This is a genomic window from Thermostichus sp. OS-CIW-33 (genome assembly GCF_054059615.1).
Genome location: NZ_JBSSCH010000003.1, coordinates 27,972 through 50,259, shown reverse-complemented (window position 1 = coordinate 50,259; position 22,288 = coordinate 27,972). Strand labels below are relative to the sequence as shown.

17 protein-coding genes and 1 riboswitch are annotated in these 22,288 nt (G+C 60.2%); of the genes, 8 read left to right on the top strand and 9 right to left on the bottom strand.

Annotated elements, in window-relative coordinates:
• Nucleotides 1-451 precede the first annotated feature (451 nt).
• Nucleotides 452-889 (top strand): hypothetical protein, encoded by a 438-nt coding sequence (locus ACVWZG_RS02865; protein WP_414341644.1) that lies wholly within the window; start codon nt 452-454, stop codon nt 887-889.
• Between the two features lie 102 nt (nt 890-991).
• On the opposite strand, the gene rpsT is transcribed toward ACVWZG_RS02865, so the two are convergent.
• A complete protein-coding gene (gene rpsT, locus ACVWZG_RS02860; protein ID WP_414331315.1) occupies nt 992-1,321 on the bottom strand; it encodes a 30S ribosomal protein S20 in 330 nt (109 codons plus the stop codon).
• A gap of 87 nt (nt 1,322-1,408) precedes the next feature.
• Between rpsT and ACVWZG_RS02855 the strand changes: the two genes are divergently transcribed.
• Entirely contained in the window at nt 1,409-2,773 is a 1,365-nt protein-coding gene (locus ACVWZG_RS02855) for a CRTAC1 family protein (RefSeq protein ID WP_457394930.1), read from the top strand.
• Here ACVWZG_RS02855 and moaA read toward each other — a convergent pair.
• Together moaA and ACVWZG_RS02845 are read right to left on the bottom strand one after the other, a co-directional pair.
• Nucleotides 2,770-3,747, bottom strand: coding sequence for a GTP 3',8-cyclase MoaA (moaA, locus tag ACVWZG_RS02850; RefSeq protein ID WP_414522731.1), 978 nt, complete (start codon nt 3,745-3,747; stop codon nt 2,770-2,772). The two genes, ACVWZG_RS02855 and moaA, sit on opposite strands and share 4 nt — an antisense overlap.
• A 198-nt stretch (nt 3,748-3,945) precedes the next feature.
• Nucleotides 3,946-5,853: a cation:proton antiporter gene (locus ACVWZG_RS02845; RefSeq protein ID WP_457405140.1), complete on the bottom strand. Its 1,908-nt coding sequence runs from the start codon at nt 5,851-5,853 to the stop codon at nt 3,946-3,948.
• A 265-nt stretch (nt 5,854-6,118) separates the two neighbouring features.
• Nucleotides 6,119-6,214: riboswitch (Glutamine riboswitch) on the top strand.
• A gap of 86 nt (nt 6,215-6,300) precedes the next feature.
• Between ACVWZG_RS02845 and ACVWZG_RS02840 the strand changes: the two genes are divergently transcribed.
• Complete coding sequence (locus ACVWZG_RS02840) at nt 6,301-6,753, top strand: DUF4278 domain-containing protein (protein ID WP_457405142.1); 453 nt, start codon at nt 6,301-6,303, stop codon at nt 6,751-6,753.
• Between the two features lie 248 nt (nt 6,754-7,001).
• Here the strand turns inward: ACVWZG_RS02840 and glnA are convergent, their stop codons facing one another.
• Entirely contained in the window at nt 7,002-8,426 is a 1,425-nt protein-coding gene (gene glnA / locus ACVWZG_RS02835; RefSeq protein ID WP_414342228.1) for a type I glutamate--ammonia ligase, read from the bottom strand.
• Between the two features lie 467 nt (nt 8,427-8,893).
• On the opposite strand from glnA, the gene trxB reads away from it, so the two are divergent.
• Nucleotides 8,894-10,324 (top strand): thioredoxin-disulfide reductase, encoded by a 1,431-nt coding sequence (gene trxB, locus ACVWZG_RS02830; RefSeq protein ID WP_457405144.1) that lies wholly within the window; start codon nt 8,894-8,896, stop codon nt 10,322-10,324.
• An 86-nt stretch (nt 10,325-10,410) separates the two neighbouring features.
• Here the strand turns inward: trxB and purL are convergent, their stop codons facing one another.
• From purL to psaM, 3 genes are all read right to left on the bottom strand, one after another.
• The gene (gene purL, locus ACVWZG_RS02825; protein WP_457405147.1) at nt 10,411-12,717 is read right to left on the bottom strand and encodes a phosphoribosylformylglycinamidine synthase subunit PurL; all 2,307 of its coding nucleotides are present in this window, start codon (nt 12,715-12,717) and stop codon (nt 10,411-10,413) included.
• Between the two features lie 21 nt (nt 12,718-12,738).
• Nucleotides 12,739-15,252: an ATP-dependent DNA helicase RecG gene (gene recG, locus ACVWZG_RS02820; RefSeq protein ID WP_457405182.1), complete on the bottom strand. Its 2,514-nt coding sequence runs from the start codon at nt 15,250-15,252 to the stop codon at nt 12,739-12,741.
• 206 nt (nt 15,253-15,458) lie between these two features.
• The gene (psaM, locus tag ACVWZG_RS02815) at nt 15,459-15,551 is read right to left on the bottom strand and encodes a photosystem I reaction center subunit XII (protein ID WP_011434349.1); all 93 of its coding nucleotides are present in this window, start codon (nt 15,549-15,551) and stop codon (nt 15,459-15,461) included.
• A gap of 347 nt (nt 15,552-15,898) precedes the next feature.
• Here psaM and glyA point away from each other — a divergent pair, with 347 nt between their 5' ends.
• The 3 genes from glyA to ACVWZG_RS02800 all read left to right on the top strand — a co-directional run bounded on the left by glyA (nt 15,899) and on the right by ACVWZG_RS02800 (nt 19,023).
• Nucleotides 15,899-17,224: a serine hydroxymethyltransferase gene (gene glyA / locus ACVWZG_RS02810; protein WP_457405185.1), complete on the top strand. Its 1,326-nt coding sequence runs from the start codon at nt 15,899-15,901 to the stop codon at nt 17,222-17,224.
• Between the two features lie 24 nt (nt 17,225-17,248).
• On the top strand, nt 17,249-18,358 hold the full coding sequence (locus ACVWZG_RS02805; protein WP_457405149.1) for a glycosyltransferase family 4 protein: 1,110 nt from the start codon (nt 17,249-17,251) through the stop codon (nt 18,356-18,358).
• Nucleotides 18,359-18,456: 98 nt separating this feature from the next.
• A complete protein-coding gene (locus tag ACVWZG_RS02800; protein WP_148202776.1) occupies nt 18,457-19,023 on the top strand; it encodes a hypothetical protein in 567 nt (188 codons plus the stop codon).
• A 5-nt stretch (nt 19,024-19,028) separates the two neighbouring features.
• On the opposite strand, the gene ACVWZG_RS02795 is transcribed toward ACVWZG_RS02800, so the two are convergent.
• Entirely contained in the window at nt 19,029-19,556 is a 528-nt protein-coding gene (locus ACVWZG_RS02795; protein WP_011434353.1) for an adenine phosphoribosyltransferase, read from the bottom strand.
• Between the two features lie 210 nt (nt 19,557-19,766).
• Between ACVWZG_RS02795 and ACVWZG_RS02790 the strand changes: the two genes are divergently transcribed.
• A complete protein-coding gene (locus ACVWZG_RS02790) occupies nt 19,767-20,204 on the top strand; it encodes a hypothetical protein (protein ID WP_011434354.1) in 438 nt (145 codons plus the stop codon).
• A 45-nt stretch (nt 20,205-20,249) separates the two neighbouring features.
• Here the strand turns inward: ACVWZG_RS02790 and ACVWZG_RS02785 are convergent, their stop codons facing one another.
• Nucleotides 20,250-22,199, bottom strand: a complete 1,950-nt coding sequence (locus ACVWZG_RS02785) for an NHL repeat-containing protein (RefSeq protein ID WP_457394915.1) — start codon at nt 22,197-22,199, stop codon at nt 20,250-20,252.
• Nucleotides 22,200-22,288: the final 89 nt, after the last annotated feature.

Sequence of the window (22,288 nt, the reverse complement as noted above, 5' to 3'; positions counted from 1 at the left end):
CCCAGTTCCCAATCCCCAACCCTGCCCACCTGCCTCTGGCTTGGATTTCCGCAGTGTTGCTTGGGCAAATTGCGCGGTTTGCCTTAGGGAGCCAGGGCGGGATCCCTTCACCATGGGAATGTTGGTTTTCGCTCAGGATATGAACGTCAAAGAGATCGTCTGCCAAGCTCTTGGAACGGGACGTCTGGGCGTCTCTCAGGAAACTTGACTGTACGGATAAGGAAGACTTGCAGACGGCAGATGCTTTGAGCAGATGCTTTGATCAGTGCCTTTTTGGATGGCGCTGTGCAGCGGGAGAGCCACAACTGGGCTCCCTGTGCATCGATCCCTTAAAATGGGCGAGCCGAAAGCAGAAAAGTACTCGTTTGAGTTCGAGGATCCCATGCAACCGAGCTATTGCGTCGGAGACAAGTCCAAAATGGGTGTTGAGGTGTCGAAAATTGGGATCCCCATGCCCTTGCTCCCTGATCCTGGCTCAGCTGCGGAAAAGAAAGCTGCCTCTGGCACTCAAGCTCTGTCTCCGGCAGCCAAGCGTCTGCTGCGCCTCTATCACGGTGGTAGCTTCATCTTTCTGGGCCTGTTGTGGCTGGTGGTCGGGATCCCCAGTCTCTGGGCTTTGCGAGCGGATATAGCCCGCCTGTGGGATTACTTTACTTGGACGGGCCTGCGATATGCCTTGTTTCACCGCCCAGGATGGCCGACTTTGGGGTTGTTGCTCTGTGTCAGCTTCACGATGGGGATCCTGATTGCCCAAAGCCGCTATGAGCTGTTCGGCCTGTATCCGGTGGAGCGTCTCATGCTGGAGCAGCAATCCCGCTGGATCCTATCCTTGCCGGTGTGGCATCCGCTGCGGCGCTGGTTGGTGCGCAGGTTGGATACTCAAGATTAGGTTTTGGCTGCCACTTGGGATCCCTGCCGGCACCGAGGCAAAATCTCGTTTGCGTGCGGCTGAAATCCCGCACAAGCACCACTTCCGAAGCAGCAGGAGAAGTCAATCACGCCCACCCAAAGCCTCAGCCTGGGATTTTTCCGAGGAAGCCACAGATAGCTTCACAATCCGGGCCAGCCGAGCCTTACGACGAGCGGCTGTGTTTTTGTGCAGGACGCCGGTTTTGGCAGCTTTATCAATGCGGCTGAAAGCAGCACTCATCGCCGCCTGGATTTCCTGCAGAGTTTCTTGCTGTGGGTTGGCGGCATAGGCAGTTGAGAGGGAGATCACTTTCTTCATCAGAGCGCGCACCATGGCTTTGGTGGCTTTATTGCGCAGCCGATTACGCTCTGCGATCTGAACGCGCTTGATGGCAGATTTGATGCGTGGCATGGTTGAAGGGGAAGTTCCAGCGAAGATCCAGCATACCATCAGAGCTGGAAGCTCCACCAGTTCCTATTGTTCTCCGATGGGATCCCCATGTTCCAAGATTGCAGCTCGCAGATCCGCTTTAACCCACCTGCCCTTTTCTACGGGGTTGCCGCTTGCGATTTGGATCGGGATGGGGCCTTTGAGCTGTTTGTGTGCGGGTTCCGCGGCTCGAATCGAGTCTTGAAGTGGGATGGGCAAGCCCTGGTGGATCAAGCAGACGACACCCTGGCCGATGCAGGGCGCATGGCAATTGGGGTGGCTGCTGCCGACTTTGACGGGGACGGGCAAGAGGAACTCTACGTTTTGAATACCGATACCTTCGGGGGGCGCAAGCGCTTTGGGGATCGCCTGTTCGACTGGCAGGGATCCGCCTGGGTGGATCTGTTCTCCCTGCCGCAAAACCAAGATGCCCTCAACTTGACCGCAGGTCGCTCTGTAGCCTGTGTGGATCGTCTCGGCCAGGGGCGCTATGGATTTTTCGTGGCCAACTACGGCGGCCCCATGCGCCTGTATGAGCTGGCCTCCAACCAGATGATCGCCGATGTAGCGCCGGAAGCGGGATTGAATCGGGTGACGGGCGGGCGGGGGTTGGTGGCCGTGCCCTTGGTCTCGCAGCGGATGGACATTTTTGCCGTCAATGAGCAGGGACCTAACTTTCTGTTTCGCAACCGGGGAGATGGCACCTTTGAAGAGATTGCCGCTGAGGTGGGCCTAGCAGATCCCGACGAGCATGGGCGCGGCGTGGCAGCGGTGGATCTGGATGGGGATGGACGGCTGGATTTGCTCTATGGCAACTGGGAAGGCCCCCATCGCCTCTGGATCCAGACCCCCGACGGTTTTTTTAAGGATGTAGCCCCCCCGGAGTTGGCTAGGCCCTCCCGCATTCGCACAGTCATCGCTGCCGACTTCGACAACGACGGCTACCCAGAGCTGTTTTTCAACAACATCGGCGAGCCCAACCGTCTGTTTGCATGGCGCTCAGGCCGTTGGCAAGCCATCGACATTGGAGATGCTGCCGAGCCGCAGGGATTGGGGACAGGAGCAGCAGTGGCCGATGTGGATGGGGACGGTCGTCTGGAATTGTTGATTGCCCATGGGGAGTCTGGCGCCCAGCCTCTCAGCTTCTATCGCCCTCAGGCCAATGCCAACAACTGGCTGAGGGTTCTGCCCCTCACCCGCCAGGGAGCCCCGGCCCGCGGCGCGTTGGTAAGGCTGCTCACCTCCACCCGTACCCAGATCCAGGCCATCGACGCCGGCAGCGGCTACCTCTGTCAGATGGAGCCGGTGGCCCACTTTGGCCTGGGATCCGAAACAGGGGTCAAGGAAATCCAGATCCAGTGGCCGGATGGGAAACAGTTGCAGGTGGCCCACCCACCGGTCAACCAGCTTTTGCGGATCCCTTATCCCCGCTAGCCGCCAATCTGAGACATGGTGCGCCGGTAGGATCCCTGGCTGCCGGTGTCCCGTCCTTTGAAGTTGATGTCCGGCTTGATGTCCAGCAGTTCTCGCACCTGCTGTCTTAGCCTTTCGGCAGGGATCCCAGCTCGCAGCGGATCCCGCAGGTTGATTTGGCCGGATTCGTTGAGCAGGCAAGGGCGCAGCCAACCGTCGCTGGATAGCCGCATGCGGTTGCATCGATTACAAAAGCACTCCGACATCTGGCTGATAAAGCCCAAGGTGCCTTTTGCCCCCGGGATTCGAAACACATCCGCCGGCCCATTGCCGGCCACAAACCCAGGTTCCAGGCCAAAGCGAGCGCGAATTCGCTGTCGCAGCACCTCAGACTCCACCCAGCCGGCCTGTTGAAAGAGGGCGGCATTGCCAATGGGCATAAACTCGATGAAGCGCACATGCCATTGTCGCTCCAGAGTAAGGGCAGCCAGATCTTCCACTTCCGATTCGTTGAGCCCAGGGATCACCACCACATTCAACTTGAGGGGATCAAACCCCACTTGGTGGGCAACTTGGATCCCGGCCCAGACCTGCCGCCAGCGATCCCGCCCCGTGATCAGTCGAAAGGTCTCGGGGTTGAGGGAATCAAAGCTGATGTTGATGCGGCGCAACCCCGCTTCATAGAGGAGTTGAGCTTTTTGGCTGAGGTTGAAGCCGTTGGTGGTAAGGGCCACATCTCTCACCCCAGGCAGGCTGCATAGAGCCCGGATGAGGTGCTCCAGCCCCGGCCTGAGCAGGGGTTCGCCGCCGGTGAGGCGAAAGCAATCGATCCCCAACGGCAAAAACACCTCTCGAACCAACGTGAGGATTTCCTCATCCGTTAAACGCTCTGGGGCTTGCAGCCACGTCAACTCCGCCTCGTCAGGCATGCAGTACTGGCAGCGGAAATTGCAGCGATCGATCAAGCTGATGCGCAGATAGTTAACGGTCGGCATGGCAACCTAGGCTAGAAACAGATGGGGCACCCCTCCCCCCAGAGTGCCGAGCAACGCCGGGGACCCTTTCCGTTGCCTCTGGAAAACCTCCCAGCGTCTCCATCCGCAAAGGCAGCGGGGGAACTGTCTCCAGGCTTTCAACTTGCGGTGGCCACACCTCCAGTTTGCAGGATACTACGAAGATTGAGGTGCAAATCTCTACTCGGCAGAGCCAGGGATCCCTGCCCATTCGGGTTGAACAGGCCGCTGCCAGCGTTCCCACCAGGCCAGCACAGACTCAGGTGGGTGGCTGTCGTGGCTGCCGTTGGCATTGGCGGGGAGGGGGGGAGAGGGAGGTGGGGCTGGCGGTGTCAGCCAACTGAGGGGGGCAGGGATCAGACAACTGGGGTGGAGAGGGCGCAGATCGCGGTAGTGGCTGCTGCGAATGGCCAGGATCTCCTGCTGAATGATGTCTGGGGGTTCTCCCAACTCCAGCAACACATGGCTGCACAGCCCCAGGCTGGCCTCGAATTCGGGGTGGACGACTTCTCTGGCCCCCAACTGATAGAGCTGTTCGATGTCTTCCTTGTCGGTAGCTCGCACCACCACATCCAATTGCGGCGCCAACTCCAGAGCTCGTTTCAGGCAGAGGCGGATGCTCATGCGATCCGGCAGGGCAATGACCAGAGCGCGGGCCTGGGGCAGGCAAGCTTTCTCCAGCACCAACGGGCTGGCCGCATTTCCGTAGAGGTAAGGGACCCCACGGGAACGCAGGTGTTGGATCACCCGTTCTGATTGATCAATGACCAAGAGGGGGTGACGACGGGCTTCGAGAATGCGCACAATGTCTTGCCCCACCTGCCCATAACCGCACACCACCACGTGCCCCTGTTGAGGAGCATCGGGGGCCAAAGCGCGGGGCCGCTCGCCCGATTCCAACCAGCGGGCCAAGAAGGGGATCCCGTGTAGCCCGGAAAACAGTCGAGGAGCGCCCCTCAGCAGAAAGGGAGTGAGCAGAAGGGTAACGGCTGTGGTGCTGACAATCAACAAATAGATCTGCCGCGACACCAATCCCAAAGCCTGCCCCTCGCTGGCCAGCACAAAGGAGAATTCGCCGATTTGCGATAGGCCCAGCCCCACCACCACCGCTGCCGGCAGAGTGTAACCAAACAGCCGCGCCAAGGGAGCCACGATGCAAAACTTGCCCACCATCACCAGACCCACCAGCCCCAGGATCAGCAACAGATGGCCGAGGATAAAGCTGGGATCGATGAGCATGCCGATGGCCGCAAAAAAGAGAGCAGCAAACACATCTCGCAAAGGCTCTACATAGTCCAGGGTTTGGTCGGCGTACTCCACCTCCGAGATCATCAGACCGGCAATGAAAGCCCCAATCTCGCTGGAAATGCCCAGCCGCTCCGTCAACAGGGCAATCCCCACGCAGAGGCTGATCACCCCCAGCAAAAACACCTCTTTGCTCTCCTGCTGAGCCAAAAGCCGCAAGAAGGCCGGAACGAGCCAAATGCCACTCACCACTGCCCCCAGCCCCACCAGGCCAATTTCCGCTACCGACTTGACCAGGGATCCCGCCAGCTCCGGCAGGGGAGAGTCCAAAGCCGGCAACACCGCCAACATCAGCCCCACCGCCAAATCTTGCACAATCAGGATCCCCAGCATGGCCTGGGCTTGGGGAGTGCCCATTTGGTTGGTCTCAGTGAGACTTTTCAGCACCACGGCAGTCGAGGACAAGGAGAGCACAGCCCCCAAAAAGATCCCTTGCACCGGCGTCAACCAGCCGCTGACCACTGCCAGCACCGCCGTGATCAAAATCGTCAGGCTGATTTGCAAAATGCCGCCGCCAATGGCGATCCCCCGCACTTTGCGCAATTCTTTCAGGGAAAACTCCACCCCCAAGGTGAACAGCAAAAAGGTCACCCCAAATTGAGCCAGGGTTTCCACCTGAACCAACTCTTTGATCCACCCCAGCCCGGTGGGCCCCACTAAGATCCCGGCTAATAAGTAGCCCAGCAACACCGGCTGCCTCAGCAGCGAAGCCAAGAATCCACCTGCTGCCGCTGCCGCCAATACCGTCACAATGTCCAAAATCAGACGAAAGTCTTCCTGCACAGGGCACTCACCGAGGAATGTGAACTTTTGTAGCCAATCCTGAGGATTCTTCCACGATAATGCTTCCTCTGGCATCTCGGACAGAGCGAAGAACTCGGCTTCAAGCTCTGCACCCTGCTGCCCCCGAGGATCCCGGCTGGCCCAGCCCGGATTCAGATCCAGCCTGGATTCAGAGGAAGCTGGACGGAAACTCAGTGGAAATTTTTGTTAAAAGTTGCTGACAACACCCCAAAACCGTAGCTTATAATACAGAATGTAGATAGAAATCGTTCATCCTCTCGCGTGCTGGGCGGCTCATCATGGGTAGAGCGACATCGCAGCCAGAGGACGGAAGTAGGGAGAGATCCCGAAGGAACGCGCCTCAACTCTTCTGGTAACCGTGTGGCTTCTCTTGTCTCTCAGGAGAAGGCGAACGGATGAAAACTCAACTCATTGGAGGCGAAGATCATGGCACTCTCTTACCGTGGCGTCGATTACACCCCCTCTTCTGCAACTGCAGCGGTTTCTCCCGGCAAAGTGGGGGGTCGTTACCGGGGGCTGGACTGGCGGTTCCGCCACCTGAGCAAGCCGGTGGTTTTGCCCACCAACCTTGACCTGCTCTATCGGGGTGTTGCTCATCATCTCAAGGCGGCCGAAGGGCCGGCTCAACCCGTTCAGACGGCAGAGGCATCTGCCCCGGTGGCTGCCAATGGCCGTTCTCATGTCTTGGATGAGCTGTCTCGCCGCTTGATGATGAGCCATCAACGCTTGATTCGGATTCGCCAGCAATCCATGCTGCTCCGCGGTACAGAGCAGATTGGCCTGCATGTCAACGTGCGCAACTTCTGGAACCGCATCCAAGGAAAAGTGCATCCCACCTTTCGGCTCAACTACGACCGTAGCCGTGTCAGCATGAGCTGATCTGCCCGTAACTGTTGATGCTCTGGCATGAGCTCAGCGAGAAGGGATCCCGGCTGGGGATCCCCTTTTGGTTTCTGGGTTGAGCTTCCTCAGGTCGATGGACGGCACAGGACGCTTCAACGCTGGCACGAGGTGCTGTTGACCAAAAGTAGCTAAGTTGCCCAAGGGATCCACAATTGAGGGGTGCTATTTCCTCGGAAAAAAACGGGATCCCATCAGGGATCCCGCTGCAGAATCGGCCACACCGCTTAGGCGTCGAAGTAAAGGGCGAACTCGTAGGGGTGAGGCCGCAGATTGATGGGGTTGATCTCGTTGTCGATCTTGTACTCGATGTAGGTCTGGATCAGATCTTCGGTGAAGACGCCTCCCTCCAGCAAGAAGGCATGATCCTTCTGCAAGCTTTCCAGAGCATCCAGCAGGGATCCGGGTGTGGAAGGGATCTTGGCCAGCTCTTCCGGCTCCAGATCGTAGATATCTTTGTCCAAGGGCTCGCCGGGATGGATCTTATTCTTGATCCCGTCCAGGCCAGCCATCAGCATGGCCGAAAAGGCGATGTAGGGATTGCAGGTGGCATCCGGGCAGCGGAACTCCAGACGCTTGGCCTTGGGATTGTTGCCGGTCACCGGAATGCGAATGGCAGCGGAACGGTTGCCCTGGGAGTAAGCCAGGTTCACCGGCGCCTCAAAACCGGGCACCAAGCGCTTGTAGGAGTTGGTGGTGGGGTTGGTGAAGGCCAGGATCGCCGGGGCATGCTTGAGCAGACCACCGATGTAGTAGAGAGCCGTCTCGCTCAGGTTGGCATAGGTGCCTTCGCTATAGAACAAAGGCTGGCCATCCTTCCAGAGGGACTGGTGGGTGTGCATGCCGGTGCCGTTGTCGTTAAACAGGGGCTTGGGCATGAAGGTGACGGTTTTGCCGTGCTTGCGGGCCACGTTCCGGATCACGTATTTGTAAACCATCATGTAGTCGGCAGCCGTGATCAGATCGGCAAAGCGATAGCCCAACTCCCCTTGCCCGCCGGTAGCCACCTCGTGGTGATGCTTCTCGATGGGCACCCCCAACTTGCCCATGGTCAGCAGCATCTCGGTGCGGATGTTTTGATGGGCATCGGTGGGCGGGGCCGGGAAATAGCCCTCTTTGTAGCGAGGCTTGTAGCCCAGGTTGCCACCTTTCTCCTCGCGGCCCGAGTTCCAGCGACCTTCGATGGAATCCACGAAGTAGTAGGCCGAGTTTTGGGTTTGGTCGAAGCGAACATCCTCAAAAATGAAAAACTCCGCTTCCGGCCCGAAGTAAGCCGTATCGGCAATGCCCGTCGATTGCAGATAGGCAACGGCACGGGCGGCAAGGCTGCGGGGACAGCGGCTATAGGGCTGGCCAGTGCGCGGCTCAACAATGCTGCAAGTTATGCTGAGGGTGGGCACCTCCAGAAAGGGATCGATCCAAGCCGTTTTGGGATCCGGCACCATGTACATGTCCGACTCGTTGATCGCTTTCCAGCCCCGGATACTGGATCCGTCAAAGGGAAGCCCCTCGGTGAAGGTTTCTTCCTTGATCATCGAGGTGTGGAAGGAAACATGCTGCCAGGTGCCAAAGATATCCACAAACTTGAGATCCACTATCTGGACGTTGTTGTCCTGGATCATCTGAAGCACTTCTTGGGGCGTGGATGCCATTACTCTCTCCTGATTGGGTTGCGGTTAAGACTGGGGGAACTGTGGCTGAAACAAATGGGATCCCAGCAGGTGATCCCCACGCTTCGACCCAGACAGGCCAAAAACGCTCACTCATCCTAGAAAGGCCAACACGGGCATTTTGTAGTTTCTGATACAAAATTCATTTGAGCTCCGCTTTCTGACCAAGACCAAATTGCTGGCCATCTCAGACACCTCTTTTCCTTCTGGCTTGGGTCAACCGGGATTGGGTGTTGGGGATCCAAAACTTGGGCAATGGCCGCCACTTGGCCAACCTCTGGGCAGAAATAACCGGATGGGGCGGGCAAAACCCTGCCCCGGTTGCCTGAGGCGAGCGAAAATTAGGATCAGCAGGCCCCCAGCTCGCCCGGTTTGCCAAAGGGTGTTAAGCTAAAGCGTAGTCGTTATGAGTTTGACTTTTAGTCCTGTTGCAGAAGGAGAGACATCGGATGACAGAGCAAAGTCGGGTTGAGAATGTGGTGATTATCGGCTCCGGCCCTGCTGGGTTTACAGCAGCCATTTACGCTGGGCGTGCCAACCTGAAGCCGGTTGTGTTTGAGGGGTTCCAGGCGGGCGGGATCCCGGGCGGGCAACTGATGACCACCACCGAGGTGGAGAACTTTCCGGGCTTTCCCGAGGGCATCACCGGCCCCCAACTGATGAAGAACATGCGGGCTCAAGCGCAGCGGTGGGGGGCAGAACTTTACACCGAAGATGTCACCTTTGTGGATTTAAGCCAGCGGCCCTTTGTCGTCCGTTCTGACGAGCGGGAATTGCGCACCCACAGCCTGATCATCGCCACCGGGGCCACAGCCAAGCGCCTACACCTGCCGGGGGAGGAGACCTACTGGAACCGGGGCATGTCAGCTTGTGCTGTCTGCGATGGGGCTATGCCCATGTTCAGAGGGGTGGAATTGGTGGTGATCGGCGGCGGCGATACTGCCTGTGAGGAGGCCACCTACCTGACCAAGTTTGGATCCCACGTGCACATGCTGGTGCGCAGCGACAAAATGCGGGCCAGCAAGGCCATGCAGGATCGTGTTCTCAACAACCCCAGGATCACTGTGCACTGGAACACCGAGGCGGTGGAAGTGATGGGCGACGGCCTGCGCCTGACCGGGGTGAAAGTGCGGAACAACCAAACCGGCGAAATACGCGAGATGTCAGTGGGTGGCCTATTTTATGCCATTGGCCACAAGCCCAACACCGACTTGTTCAAAGGGCAACTGGAACTGGATGAAGTCGGCTACATCGTCACCCGCCCGGGATCCGTGGCCACCAGTGTGGAGGGGGTGTTTGCCGCCGGCGACGTGCAGGATCACGAGTTTCGTCAGGCGATTACCGCTGCCGGCACTGGCTGTATGGCGGCCATGTTGGCAGAGCGCTGGCTCTCGGAACACGGCTTGGCCCAGGAGTATCACGTCCTTCCCCAAAGCCATCCTGAACCCAGCCCTGCTGCGACTTCTGCGGCAGAGTCTGCTGGGGATCCTGCTGTTGAGGAGGCCAGCTTTGAGGAGAATGGACAGGATGACTTAGACTTCAGCAAGACTTGCCATGAGGGGAGCTATGCCCTGCGGCGACTCTACCACGAAAGCGATCGCCTGCTCATGGTCAAGTACACCGCCCCCACCTGTGCCCCTTGTCATGCCCTCAAGCCGATCTTGAACAAGATCATCGATGAGTTCTCGGACAAGTTGCACGTGGTGGAGATCGATATTGAGAAAGATCCGGAGATTGCAGAGGCAGGGGGGGTGGCGGGCACCCCGACGGTGCAATTTTTCAAAAACAAGACGCTGGTGGCCCAGTTGGTGGGCGTTAAGCCCAAGTCCCAATATCGAGAGGTGATCCAGGCCAATTTGTGTGAGGAAAAATCCCCCTAAGGATGTTGTCCTCTCCAACCTCTGGCCCCTCTCCCCAAGGGAGAAGGGAGCTGGGCGCAGAAAACGGTTTCCCAACCGAGGCTCAGCTAGTCCGAAAAGGCACCGTGGTAGGCGGCCTGCATAGCTGCCAAAGACACCACCAGTAAGGGATCCCCTTCTGCCGTCCTCAAGAGCAGGGGATCCGCAGGGGATCCCACCTCTCCCAAAAGCTGCCACTGGCCGGCAAGCTGCGCTTCTAAGTAGGCTTCCCAAGCAGAGCGCTGGGCCGGATCCACAGAAACCAGGATGCGGCTGGATCCCTCGCCAAACAGGGCCTGATCCCAACGGCCTAAGGGCGTGGGAAGGCAGAGGGTGGCTCCCCGGCTGCCGCTTAGACAGGCTTCTGCCAAGGCCACTGCCAGCCCGCCGTCGCTGCAATCGTGGGCCGAGCGCACCCACCTCTGGCGGATCCCATAGCGACAGGCAGCTTGCACCCGCTTTTCCAATTCCAGATCCACTGGCGCGGGCCGGCCCGTAACTTGCTGGTGGATGACCGCCAAATACTCGCTGCCCCCCAAGCTGGTGAGGGCCTGGGATCCCAGGAGGTAAATGAGATCCCCTTCTTGCTGCCACCCCTGGCCACAGATGCATTTCAAGTCGGGAATAAGACCCACCATGCCAATGACAGGGGTAGGGTAGATAGCCTGCGATCCCTGGGGGGTGAGGGTCTCGTTGTAGAGAGAAACGTTTCCCCCCGTTACCGGCGTACCGAGGGCACGGCAGGCATCTCCAATCCCCCGACAGGCCAGGGCCAGCTGCCAGTACACCACCGGGTTTTCGGGATTGCCAAAGTTAAGGTTATCGGTAACAGCTAGGGGATCGGCCCCCACACAGGTGAGGTTGCGGGCAGCTTCCGCCACGGCTGCCTTGGCCCCCTCGTAGGGATCCAAATACACCCAGCGGCCATTGCCATCCAGGGTGGCAGCGATGGCCTTGCGGGAAGCTCGCAGGGGCGGCACCTTGCCCACGCCAAACTTTTGGGAACGGATGCGGATAACCGCCGCATCTCCCTGGCCCGGCCAAAGGACGGTGTTGTTTTGCACCTGGTGGTCGTATTGGCGATAGATCCAGGCTTTGCTGGCCAGAGTGGGGCTGGCCAAAAGCTGCAGCAGCACCTCTTTCCATGCCAGCGTTGCCTGAGCGAGGTGGATCCCCTGGCAATCACAAGGGGGTAGAGTGGCGGGATCCCATTGCCACGCTGCCTGCACGTAGGCTGGCGGCTCTGGCAACACCGGACGGACATAGACGGGGGTGTCTTCGGCCAAAGCCCGCACCGGCACCTGCACCACGCAGGATCCCTGGTGCCAGATCTCCACCAGCGGCTCGGCAATGACTTCCCCGGCCACACTAGCTTGCAAACCCCAGCGGTGGAAGATCTCCATCACCTCCGCCTCGCGGCCTTTTTGCACCACCAGCAGCATCCGCTCCTGGGATTCCGAGAGCAGGTATTCCCAGGCAGCCATGCCGCTTTCCCGCGCCGGCACTCGGTCGAGGTCAAAGCGGATCCCCACCCCTCCCTTGGCGGCCATCTCCGCGGTGGAGCAGGTGATCCCGGCTGCCCCCATATCCTGGGCAGCCACCACAGCTCCTGTGGCAAAGGCCTCCAGACAGGCCTCGATGAGGCACTTGCCCAGGAAGGGATCCCCCACCTGCACTGCCGGCCGATCCTGCTGCGCATCCTCCTTGAGCTCGGCGCTGGCAAAGCTGGCGCCGCGGATGCCATCCCGCCCGGTGGTGGCGCCCACGTACAAGACCGGGTTCCCCACCCCCCGCGCTGCCGATTTCACCACTGCCGGCGTCTCCAGCAGCCCCAGGGCCATGACGTTGACCAAGGGATTGCCGCTGTAGCAGGGATCCACCGCCACTTCTCCCCCCACTGTGGGTACCCCGACACAGTTGCCGTAGTGGGCGATCCCTTCCACCACCCTGGCCATGAGGCGGCGGTTGCGGGGATCGGTTAGCGGCCCAAAGCGCAGCGAGTTAAGCAGGGCAATGGGACGGGCGCCCAGGGTAAAGATATCCCGCAGGATCCCTCCCACGCCGGTAGCTGCCCCCTGGAAGGGCTCCACTGCCGAAGGATGGTTGTGGGACTCGATCTTAAACGCCAGCCAATCCCCCTCCCCCAGATCCACTACGCCGGCATTTTCCCCCGGCCCCACCACTACCCGCTCGCCCGTGGTGGGAAAGTTTTTCAGCAGAGGGCGGGAGTTTTTGTAGCAGCAGTGCTCTGACCACATCACCCCAAACATGGCCAGCTCGTTGGGGTTGGGATCCCGGCCCAGCTGCTGCTGGATCTGTTGATATTCCGCCGGGGAAAGGCCGTGGGCTTTTAAGTCTTCGAGAGTATAGGGCATAGTGCTCCAATTGCCCCTAGCTTAGGTCAACAACCCAGGGCCCAAGAGACGGGCCTGACGCTCTTCCAGTATGCGGCTTAAGGGGGGCCAGCGCTTCAGGTCGGGGTCTTGGACAATAAGCTGCTCTGCCGCCTGGCGGGCCAGCTGCAGCACCTCTTGATCCTCCATGAGACTGGCCAGGGCAAAATCGGGTAGCCCCGACTGGCGGGTGCCCATCACCTCCCCTGGGCCGCGGAAGCGCAGATCCATCTCGGCAATGAAAAACCCGTCGTGGGACTGCTCCGGCACCTTGAGCCGCCGCAGGGCCTCCTCGCTTTTGGATCCTGTCATCAGGATGCAGTAGGCTTGGTCAGATCCCCGCCCTACCCGCCCCCGCAGTTGGTGCAGTTGGGAGAGCCCGAAGCGCTCTGCGTGCTCCACCAGCATCACCGAGGCATTGGGCACATCTACCCCCACCTCCACCACCGTGGTAGAGACCAGAATATCCAGCTCCCGCCGGCGAAAGGCCGCAATGACAGCTTCCTTCTCGCTACTGGTCAAGCGCCCGTGCAGCAGGCCCACCCGAAATTGGGGGAAGACCTTTTCCTGCAGACGCTGGTGTTCCTCGATGGCAGATTTGAGATCCAGCTTCTCCGACTCTTCAATCAACGGCAGCACCACGTAGGCCTGCCGCCCTTGGGCAATTTCCCGCTCGATAAGCCGCATCACCTGCAGGCGATCCCCTGGCCGGGCCACCAGGGTGTGCACGGGCTTGCGCCCCGGCGGCAGCTCGTCAATTTGGGTAACATCCAGATCCCCATGCAGGGCCAGGGTGAGGGTGCGGGGGATGGGGGTGGCGGTCATGGTGAGGACATCGGGGTGATCCCCTTTCTGTTGCAGAGCGGCCCGCTGCTCCACGCCAAAGCGGTGCTGCTCGTCGATGACCACCAAGCCCAGGTTGCGAAACTGCACTGCCGGCTGGATGAGAGCATGGGTGCCCACCACCAAGGGCAATTCCCCGGTCTGCAACTGCCGCAGGATCTCCCGGCGCTTAGCAGGGGGCGTGGATCCAGTCAACAGTTCAACGGGCACCTGCAGCTGGCTGAGCCATTCCACCAACTTGCGGTAGTGTTGCTCGGCCAAAACCTCGGTGGGAGCCATGAGGGCCGCCTGCCAACCGGATTGAATGGCTGCCAGCACAGCTGCCACCGCCACCACGGTTTTGCCGGATCCCACATCTCCCTGCAAGAGGCGGTTCATGGGCAAGGGATCCCGCAGATCCGCTAGGATCTCGTCGATGGCCCGCTGCTGGGCAGCGGTAAGCTGAAAGGGCAGGATTTGGTAGAAGCGATCCAACAGCTCCCCTCTAGCCGGCTGGTAACGAGGTATGGCCTGAGCTTGGGCACGATAGCGGTGTCGCCGCTGCAATAGGCTTAGTTGTAGGTAGAAAAACTCATCGAACACCAGCCGCCGCCGGGCCTGGGCCAGCAGCTCTCGGGTCTCAGGAAAGTGGATCTGCTGCAGGGCAACAGGCAAGTCCAAAAGCTGCAACTGCCGCTTGAGATCCGCCGGCAAGGGATCCTCCACCAAGGCCGCCGCCGGCAAAGCTAGTTGCACCGCCTTGCGCACCAGATCGGCGGGGATCCCTTCTGAGAGAGGGTAAACTGGCAAGATCTTGCCCAGCCTGTCCAGCTCCTCGCCCTCTCCCCCCAGCACCTCCAGTTGCGGGTTATCCAGCGTTAGGCCCAACCGGCCCTTTTTGACCAGGCCGCTGGCAGCCACCAGGGCCCCCTTGGGGTATTGCCGCTCCAGGGAAGCTTGCCAACTGCGCTGGGCAAACTGCCGCCCGCTGTAGAAGCGGCTGAGGGTAATTACACCACTTTTGTCGGCAATCTTTAGGTTGAAGATGGTCAGCGAGGGATTCTTAGGGCTGGTAAAGCAACTGCAACTTTTCACCGTCCCTACAAGGGTAACGGTCTCCCCCACCTTAGCTTGGCGGATGAGCACCCGCCGGGAATAGTCCAGGTAGTCGCGGGGGAAGTAGTACAGGGCATCCCGCACGGTGTGCAGGCCCAGTTGTGCCAGTTTCTCCGCTGACTTGGGACCAATGCCTTTGAGAAACTGCAGCGGCTGCTCCAGGCTGAGGCCGGCGGGGAGAGATGGGGAAATCGTGCTCCGCCCTGCCTCTGGGGGGGTTGTTGCTACGCCTACGGCAGGGAAACCAGAGCGCTGTGGCAACGAGGCTGCAAACGAGCCAGGTTGGTGGGAACTCGGTCGGGACAGCTCTTGCTGACGTCGGACTCGCTCCAGCCAGCGGCGAGTTTCGGCCACCAGGTGCTGGCGTTCGGGCAGCTCCAGCTCCGGGTACAAGGTATAGCGGGATCCCAGTTCTCGCCACCGCCGCCGGTCATCTCCACTCAGCGCCCAGTCAGAGGGGGGATCCTGTCCGAACACACTCCCCAAAAATTGGGAGAAGGTCTGCTCTCGCCCCCGCAGGTCGGTAAACCCCACCTCTGCTTCTAGGGAAAGGGCGCGCTGAAGCCGCTGTAGATCCACCTGGCTCAAGTTGCTTGGCTGCCGGGAGTGCTCCTTATCAATCCAACTTTAGCCAACAACGGCAGGACAACCGAAGGAGTGCAGCAGCGCAAGCCACACTTTCCATTCCTTGATAAAGAAAAAAGCCTGCCTTATTACTCCGCAACACTGTCGTGACGGGGCAGGCCGAAGGGATCCAGAGGCACTTTTTGGGAGATGCAGGAGCTTTAGCTGCGGGCCAGGGCGGATCCCAAAAGCAGAGCCATCACTGCCGGCACCAAGGCAATCGCCAGGATGGTGAAAACTTGTGCGTCCGTCATAACCAACTCCCTAACAGTGGAATTGCACAAAAGTCAGCCCCCTCACTCTACCGTAGCTTGAGGGGTAGCCTTGACACCGAGAAGAAAAGCTCAACATTCTTTACAAAGCAGCCCTTGCCCATCCCGCTTGACCGTGGCTCCCAGATCCTCTGCTTGGATCGATTGACATTCTCCCCACCCCTAAAGCAAGGGATTCTTTCTCAGTTTTGGGGTTTTACCCCAGGCAGAAAGGCCGGGGCCTGCGCTGCTGGTTTGCGGGTCATGCTACGATGTTGCTCCGCAACGCCGTCGCGACGGCGAAGCAGTTCTTGCCCATTCCTCCTGCGAAGTTCGGTCTTGGCGTCATCATGGTAGCTGCTCCACAAAGTCTGACCACCTCACGGGATAGCTTGGCTATCCTGGCGGAAACGGATCCCGTTGTTTACCGCCTGATCCAGCAAGAGCTCAACCGGCAGCGGGATCACCTGGAGATGATTGCCAGCGAGAACTTCACCTCTCCTGCCGTCTTGGCAGCCCAGGGCTCGGTGCTCACCAACAAGTATGCAGAAGGGCTGCCGGGCAAGCGCTACTACGGCGGCTGCGAGTTTATTGACGAGATTGAACAACTGGCCATTGACCGCGCTAAGCAATTGTTCGGGGCAGCCCACGCCAATGTGCAGCCCCACTCCGGGGCGCAGGCCAATTTCGCTGTTTTCTTGGCCCTGCTGCAGCCAGGAGACACAATTATGGGCATGGATCTGGCCCACGGCGGCCACCTTACCCACGGCTCCCCGGTAAACGTCTCCGGCAAGTGGTTCCGCGTGGTGCACTACGGGGTGCATCCGCAGACGGAGCGGATTGATTTTGACCAAGTGCGGGATCTGGCCCTGCAGCACCGGCCCAAGCTGATCATCTGCGGCTACTCTGCCTATCCGCGGACAATTGACTTTGCCGCTTTCCGCGCCATTGCCGACGAGGTGGGGGCCTATCTTCTGGCCGACATTGCCCACATTGCCGGCTTGGTGGCCACCGGACATCACCCCAACCCCGTGCCCCTCTGCGATGTGGTGACCACCACTACCCACAAGACGCTGCGAGGGCCGCGCGGGGGACTCATTCTCACCCGCGACCCAGAATTGGGCAAAAAGCTGGATAAGGCAGTGTTCCCCGGCAGCCAGGGGGGGCCGCTGGAGCATGTTATTGCTGGCAAGGCGGTGGCCTTTGGAGAAGCCCTGCAGCCCAGCTTTGCCCAGTACTCGGCCCAAGTTATTGCCAATGCCCAAGCCCTGGCGGGATCCCTGCAACGGCGAGGCATTCGACTGGTTTCCTGGGGCACCGACAATCACCTAATGTTGCTGGATCTGCGCTCGGTTTCGGCGGTGCTGGAAAAAACTGGGGCGGCGGATCCGGTAATGACGGGCAAACGGGCGGATCGGCTGATGGGGGAGATCCACATCACCGCCAATAAGAACACCATTCCCTTCGACCCACAGCCGCCCTTTGTAGCTAGCGGCCTGCGTCTGGGATCCCCAGCCTTGACCACCCGCGGCTTGGGGCCAGTAGAATTTGAGGAAATTGGGGAGATCATCGCCGATTGTCTGTTTCAGCCTGAGGAGCCTGCTGTATTGGAAGAGTGTCGCCAGCGGGTGGCTCAGCTCTGTCGTCGTTTCCCCCTCTACCCCCACTTGGGATAACCGCAATCCTCGCCACGGCTTGCTATGCCCTACTTGGTTGCCTTTCTGGCTGCTGCCTGTGTGGTTCTGTGGGCAACCCCGGTGGTGAAGGCGGTCGGGATCCGCAGTGGCCAGTTGGACTTTCCCGACGAGCGCAAGATCCACCAGCAACCGATGGTGCGCCTGGGGGGGGTTTCCATCTTTTTTGGCAACTTGGTGGCCCTGCTGTTGCTCTGGGGAGCCGGAGCTTTTGGGGGCTTGCGCACCGAGCAGGAGTACGAGATTTGGGGGGTGACGATCGGTGGGGTTTTGTTTTTTTTGATTGGCCTGGCGGACGACCTGTTTCACCTGTCGCCTTTTTCCCGCTTGTTGATGCAATTCGGCGTGGCTGCTGCCGCTTGGGGAGTAGGGGTGCGCATTGAGTTCATCAGTCTGCCCGGGAGAGGGATCTGGCCCTTTCCGGTGTGGTTGAGCCTGCTGATTACCTTGCTCTGGCTGGTGGGGATGGCCAACGCCATCAACTTCATGGACGGGCTGGATGGGCTGGCGGCAGGGGTGTCGGGAATTGCAGCAGTGGTGATGCTGATCGTAACCCTGCTGCTGGATCGACCGGCGGCGGCCATGCTGGCGGCGGCCTTGGCGGGGGCTTGCCTGGGGTTTTTGCGCTACAACTTCAACCCGGCGCAGATCTTCATGGGGGATGGGGGGGCCTATTTTTTGGGCTTTACCCTGGCTGGGATCGGGGTGATCGGGGTGGCCAAGGGGGTGACCACGCTGGCAGTGGCTCTGCCTTTCTTTATCTTGGCGGTGCCGATCCTGGATATGTCCACCGTAATCCTCAAGCGGCTGGCCAGGGGGAAGTCGCCTTTCCATCCCGACAAAGGCCACTTGCACCACCGCTTGCTCAAAGCCGGCCTATCCCAGCGGCATTCAGTGCTGCTCATCTACGCCATGACCCTCTGGGGGGGATCCCTGGCCTTGGCCTTGGCGGGCTTGCCAGCAGGGGGCACCTACCTGGGCGGGGCCTCGCTGGTGTTGGCAGGGGTGGCTTGGGGGGCTTGGCAACGGCAACGAGCTTTGCCCTCGGAGGACAGGCCCGAACAGGAATATGTTGCTCCGCAATGCTGTTGCGACCAGGAATGTAAAGAAGATTGAGCTGGGCTTGTTCTCCATCGCTCGCCTGCCTAGACTGGAGGCGCTCTATATTTGTTGTTTTTTGTTTTGTTGTTTTTTGTTTAGCTCTGTGTTGCCTCATGCGCCCCACACCTGAGTTGGCAGCTCTCCTGCGCCGCACCGCGGATCGTATCCAATCCCAACACTGGGGCTTCTGGGACTGGGAGTACTGCTGGCGGGACAGCACCCGCTGCAATTGCGGCCTGTTGGTGCGAGAAGCCCTGGGCTGGGATCGGCAGCAACTCAGCCTGCGCATCCACCGCGGCACCTGGCGCTCCATCGCCCAAACCGCCTACCGAACTGTTGCCCTGGCCTTGAGGGATCCCTGGCAACTGGAGGGGCAGTGCGAGGCCACCGGCCTGCGGCTGGGGTATGTGTTCGAGAAAATGGCAGAGCTGGGGTTCGACCAACCGGAAGACTTTGCCGCCCTGGAGGAGCTGAGCGATCCCGTAATTCTGGCCCGCCTGGCGGAAAAAGGTGTGGAGCCAGCACAGCGCGACCAGGCGATCCATGTGGCGCTTTACATGCGGGAACTGGCGGACTGGATTGACGAACAACTGCAGGCGCAGGCTCAGATCAGCCGCTTGAGCCAACCTTTGCCCAAAACACCAGGGATCCTCGTCCAACAGTCGGTGCACCTTACTTGAGGAACTCAGTTGCCTTCCTCTACCATCACCACATGGGCAGGGATCCCAGGGGGAAGAGCCTTGCAGCCGGACAAAAAGGCCAGCTCGATTAAGAAGGCAAATCCCCCCACCTCAGCGCCGCTCTGGGCCACCAATTGGGCGGTGGCAGCGGCTGTACCCCCGGTGGCAATGACATCATCCACGATCAACACCCGCTCTCCAGGCCGCAGGGCGTGGGCGTGCAGTTGGAGCTGGTCTTGGCCGTATTCCAGGCTGTAAGTCTGGCTGAGCACCGGCGGCGGCAGTTTGCCTGGCTTGCGAACCGGGACAAAGCCCAAGCCCAGGTGTTGTGCCAAAGCAGCCCCTAAAATGAACCCCCGCGACTCGATGCCGACCACATAATCTAGGGATCCCATGCCGGTGGTGCCGGCGGCCAACTGTTCAATAGCCGCCCGGAAGCCTGCCGGATCCTGCAGCAGGGGGGTCATATCCCGAAAGAGGATGCCGGGTCTGGGAAAATCGGGCACCAAGCGAATGAGGGCTCGCAGATCCATCCTGTTTTCCTCGCTGGCCAGTGGCTTGCTGTTCGCGTTAGCGGGACGGAGTCCTCAAAGGACGCTCCAAGCAACCCATCATACTCGGTTAGCTAATGGGCAGATGGGATCCCTTTTGGTCAGTCGAGCAACGGGGAAGATTTTCTATAATTGGCAAGGCTAGGGGCCGCGGCTCACCTGGTCACCCATCTGTGAACTCGGAGACTCCTCATGCGTTATTACATGGCCATCGACTCCAATCCCCTAGCCAGTTTGCCGCTGGCTCTGTTTGGGGTGAGCAGCGAGGCGGCCTATGTCGATCTGCTGCAAGACAAGCTCATTGTGCGGGCGGGCAGCCTGTTCAACGAGACGTTCTCCTTGAGCGAGTTGGGGCGAGGGGAGCGCTTTCCCTGGCCCTGGTACTACGGGGTGGGCGTGCGCACCGATTTTCAGGGGATCGTTGGCCCGGTCACCAGCACCCAAGGGGTAATTGCCATTCCACTGGTGCAGGAAAAGCCTCTTTTTATTCCGTTGCTGGGGCCGGTGGGGCTGCAAGTGCCCTGCAAAAAGCTGGTCTTCAGCCTCAAAGATCCAGACACCTTCCTGGCCAACTTCAATCAGGGTCGCCCAGAGGTGAACGCCGGCCCGAAGAGTGTGGTGATTGAGTAGATGGGGATCCCTGCGAAACCCAAAAGACGGCGGCCTGGCAAGAGCCTACAGGGATCCCACAGGAGTTGGGGTGGCGGGCCCAGAGGCAACGCGGCTTATGCGACGCAAGCCCGGCAAGCCGGCATCCACCACCACCACACTGCCATCCGGTAAGACTGCCAAGCCGGCAGGTTGATCGAACCGGGCCACCGAGGTGGGGCCATCCTGCCAGCCGGGCTGATTCTGTCCGGCCAAGGTGGAAACTTGTCCCCCAGGCTGAAGACGACGAATGCGATGGTTGTCTCGGTCTGCCACCCAGAGGTTGCCTGCCGCATCGAAGGCCAGCCCCCCCAGGGTTTGAAAACGGGCCTCTGCCAGGGGGCCATCCCGATAGCCTGGCTCTGCCCCGGAGAGGGTGGTCACTCGTCCGCCAGCAGAGAGCCGGCGCAGGCGATGTCCATCGGCAATCCAGAGGTTCCCCTCCTTATCCACCGCCAGAGCCGTGGGCTGCAGGAGCTGGGCCTGTTCTGCTGGGCCATCGACGGATCCCGGCTGGCCCGTGCCGGCAACGGTGGTCACCTCACCGGCAGGGGTGATGCGGCGGATGCGGCGATTGGCGCGGTCGGCAACGTAGAGGCTGCCATCTGAACCCAAAGCCAGCCCCGATGGCTCACGGAACTGAGCTCGGTCAAGCCCCCCATCTCGGTATCCGGCTATACAAGTGCCGGCAAAGGTGCTCACCTGTCGTTGCAGGTTGATATAGCGCAGGCAATGGTTGCCGCTGTCGGCCACCCACAATCCCCCCTTGGGATCCCAGAGCAGCCCCTGTGGGGAGTTGAACCGCGCTTGCTCGGCTGCTCCGTCTTGGTAGCCTGCTCTGCCTGTGCCGGCCCAAACTTCCAATTCCCCCTCTGGAGAAAGCCGAAAGATACGGTGCTGGGCTCTATCGGCTAAATAGAAGGCTCCTTCAGGATCCACAGCAATGCCGCTGATTTGCTGCAGGTAGATCCTGGACTCGGTGCCGGTGTTATCAGGGGCGTTGCCGACAGGATCTGCCGCGGGCGAGGTGCGGCCATCCAGCAAAGTTTCCACCACCCAGGCCGATGCTGCCGGAGCAGTGGGGGTGGGAGAGGGGCTGGGGGAAGGAGTAGCGGCAGGCCAATCGTAGACCAGTGTACCCAGCCCTTGCCCGGAAGCATCCGCAACGGCAACCCAAACCGAGCCGGAAAGAGAAGAAGGCGGCATCACCACCAGGCGGTCACCGCTGCGGGAGCGAATTTCCCCCTTCAGGATGCGCTCGGGATGGGCTGCTGCAGCAAAGAGAACCGTTTCCACCCGCTCCAGATTTTCCCCTGAGAGCAGCAACGGCTGGCCAAGGGTGGGCGCTGCCGAGCTGGTGTGCAGCAGCGGTACCCCCACCTCAGAGAGCACCAACATAGAAAGGCGGCGCTGGCGCTCTGTGTCTTGGGGAGGACGATTGACACTGCCAGAACTCCCAGAGCGGGCAGAAAGGGTCAGGGATCCCTTCCCCTGCGCCAGAGTGGTGGATCCCCGATAGGCGATGGCGCTGAGCTCCGCTTCTCCGGCGGGGGGGTTGGTAAAGGTGAAGGTGGCCGGTTGCCCTGGGCGCAGAGGGGCAGTGGCGGTTTGGCGATAAGTGCCCAGGGTAATGCTCAGGTCGATCCCTTCCACCCCCGGCCAGGTGGGAGTGCGAGCCAGCCAGCGATCCACCTCTGAGGCCGGTAGCTGGGCCACCAGATCGGATCCCTGTTCCTGGAGCAGCAGAACGATGCGGTTGCTGGGCACCGACAAGCCGGACTGGCGGGCTTGCTCGAAAGTCAGAGAAAGCGGGGAGGGAGGGAGAGGAGTTGGAGTTAAAACCGGCTGTAGGGCCGCAGGGGGAACAACGCTGGGAGACAGACTAGAAGAAGAAAGCTCGCCACAGCCCGAGAGAGCCAGCACCAAGGCACTCAGCGCAGGCCAAGGTAGCGGTGTCAGGGAAGCCCGTCGTGGCATGATGCAGCTCATCCCCTCCCACAAACTGGGAAATGGCGGAAACCCAAACCCCCACGCTTACCTTCATCAGCGTACAAACCGGCGAGAAT

Excerpts from the sequence above, each read along its gene's own strand:
- ACVWZG_RS02865 (WP_414341644.1), top strand. The coding sequence starts at position 452 with ATGCCCTTGCTCCCTGATCCTGGCTCAGCTGCGGAAAAGAAAGCTGCC.
- rpsT (WP_414331315.1), bottom strand. The coding sequence starts at position 1,321 with ATGCCACGCATCAAATCTGCCATCAAGCGCGTTCAGATCGCAGAGCGT.
- ACVWZG_RS02855 (WP_457394930.1), top strand. The coding sequence starts at position 1,409 with ATGTTCCAAGATTGCAGCTCGCAGATCCGCTTTAACCCACCTGCCCTT.
- moaA (WP_414522731.1), bottom strand. The coding sequence starts at position 3,747 with ATGCCGACCGTTAACTATCTGCGCATCAGCTTGATCGATCGCTGCAAT.
- ACVWZG_RS02840 (WP_457405142.1), top strand. The coding sequence starts at position 6,301 with ATGGCACTCTCTTACCGTGGCGTCGATTACACCCCCTCTTCTGCAACT.
- glnA (WP_414342228.1), bottom strand. The coding sequence starts at position 8,426 with ATGGCATCCACGCCCCAAGAAGTGCTTCAGATGATCCAGGACAACAAC.
- trxB (WP_457405144.1), top strand. The coding sequence starts at position 8,894 with ATGACAGAGCAAAGTCGGGTTGAGAATGTGGTGATTATCGGCTCCGGC.
- purL (WP_457405147.1), bottom strand. The coding sequence starts at position 12,717 with ATGCCCTATACTCTCGAAGACTTAAAAGCCCACGGCCTTTCCCCGGCG.
- psaM (WP_011434349.1), bottom strand. The coding sequence starts at position 15,551 with ATGACGGACGCACAAGTTTTCACCATCCTGGCGATTGCCTTGGTGCCG.
- glyA (WP_457405185.1), top strand. The coding sequence starts at position 15,899 with ATGGTAGCTGCTCCACAAAGTCTGACCACCTCACGGGATAGCTTGGCT.
- ACVWZG_RS02805 (WP_457405149.1), top strand. The coding sequence starts at position 17,249 with ATGCCCTACTTGGTTGCCTTTCTGGCTGCTGCCTGTGTGGTTCTGTGG.
- ACVWZG_RS02800 (WP_148202776.1), top strand. The coding sequence starts at position 18,457 with ATGCGCCCCACACCTGAGTTGGCAGCTCTCCTGCGCCGCACCGCGGAT.
- ACVWZG_RS02795 (WP_011434353.1), bottom strand. The coding sequence starts at position 19,556 with ATGGATCTGCGAGCCCTCATTCGCTTGGTGCCCGATTTTCCCAGACCC.
- ACVWZG_RS02790 (WP_011434354.1), top strand. The coding sequence starts at position 19,767 with ATGCGTTATTACATGGCCATCGACTCCAATCCCCTAGCCAGTTTGCCG.
- ACVWZG_RS02785 (WP_457394915.1), bottom strand. The coding sequence starts at position 22,199 with ATGCCACGACGGGCTTCCCTGACACCGCTACCTTGGCCTGCGCTGAGT.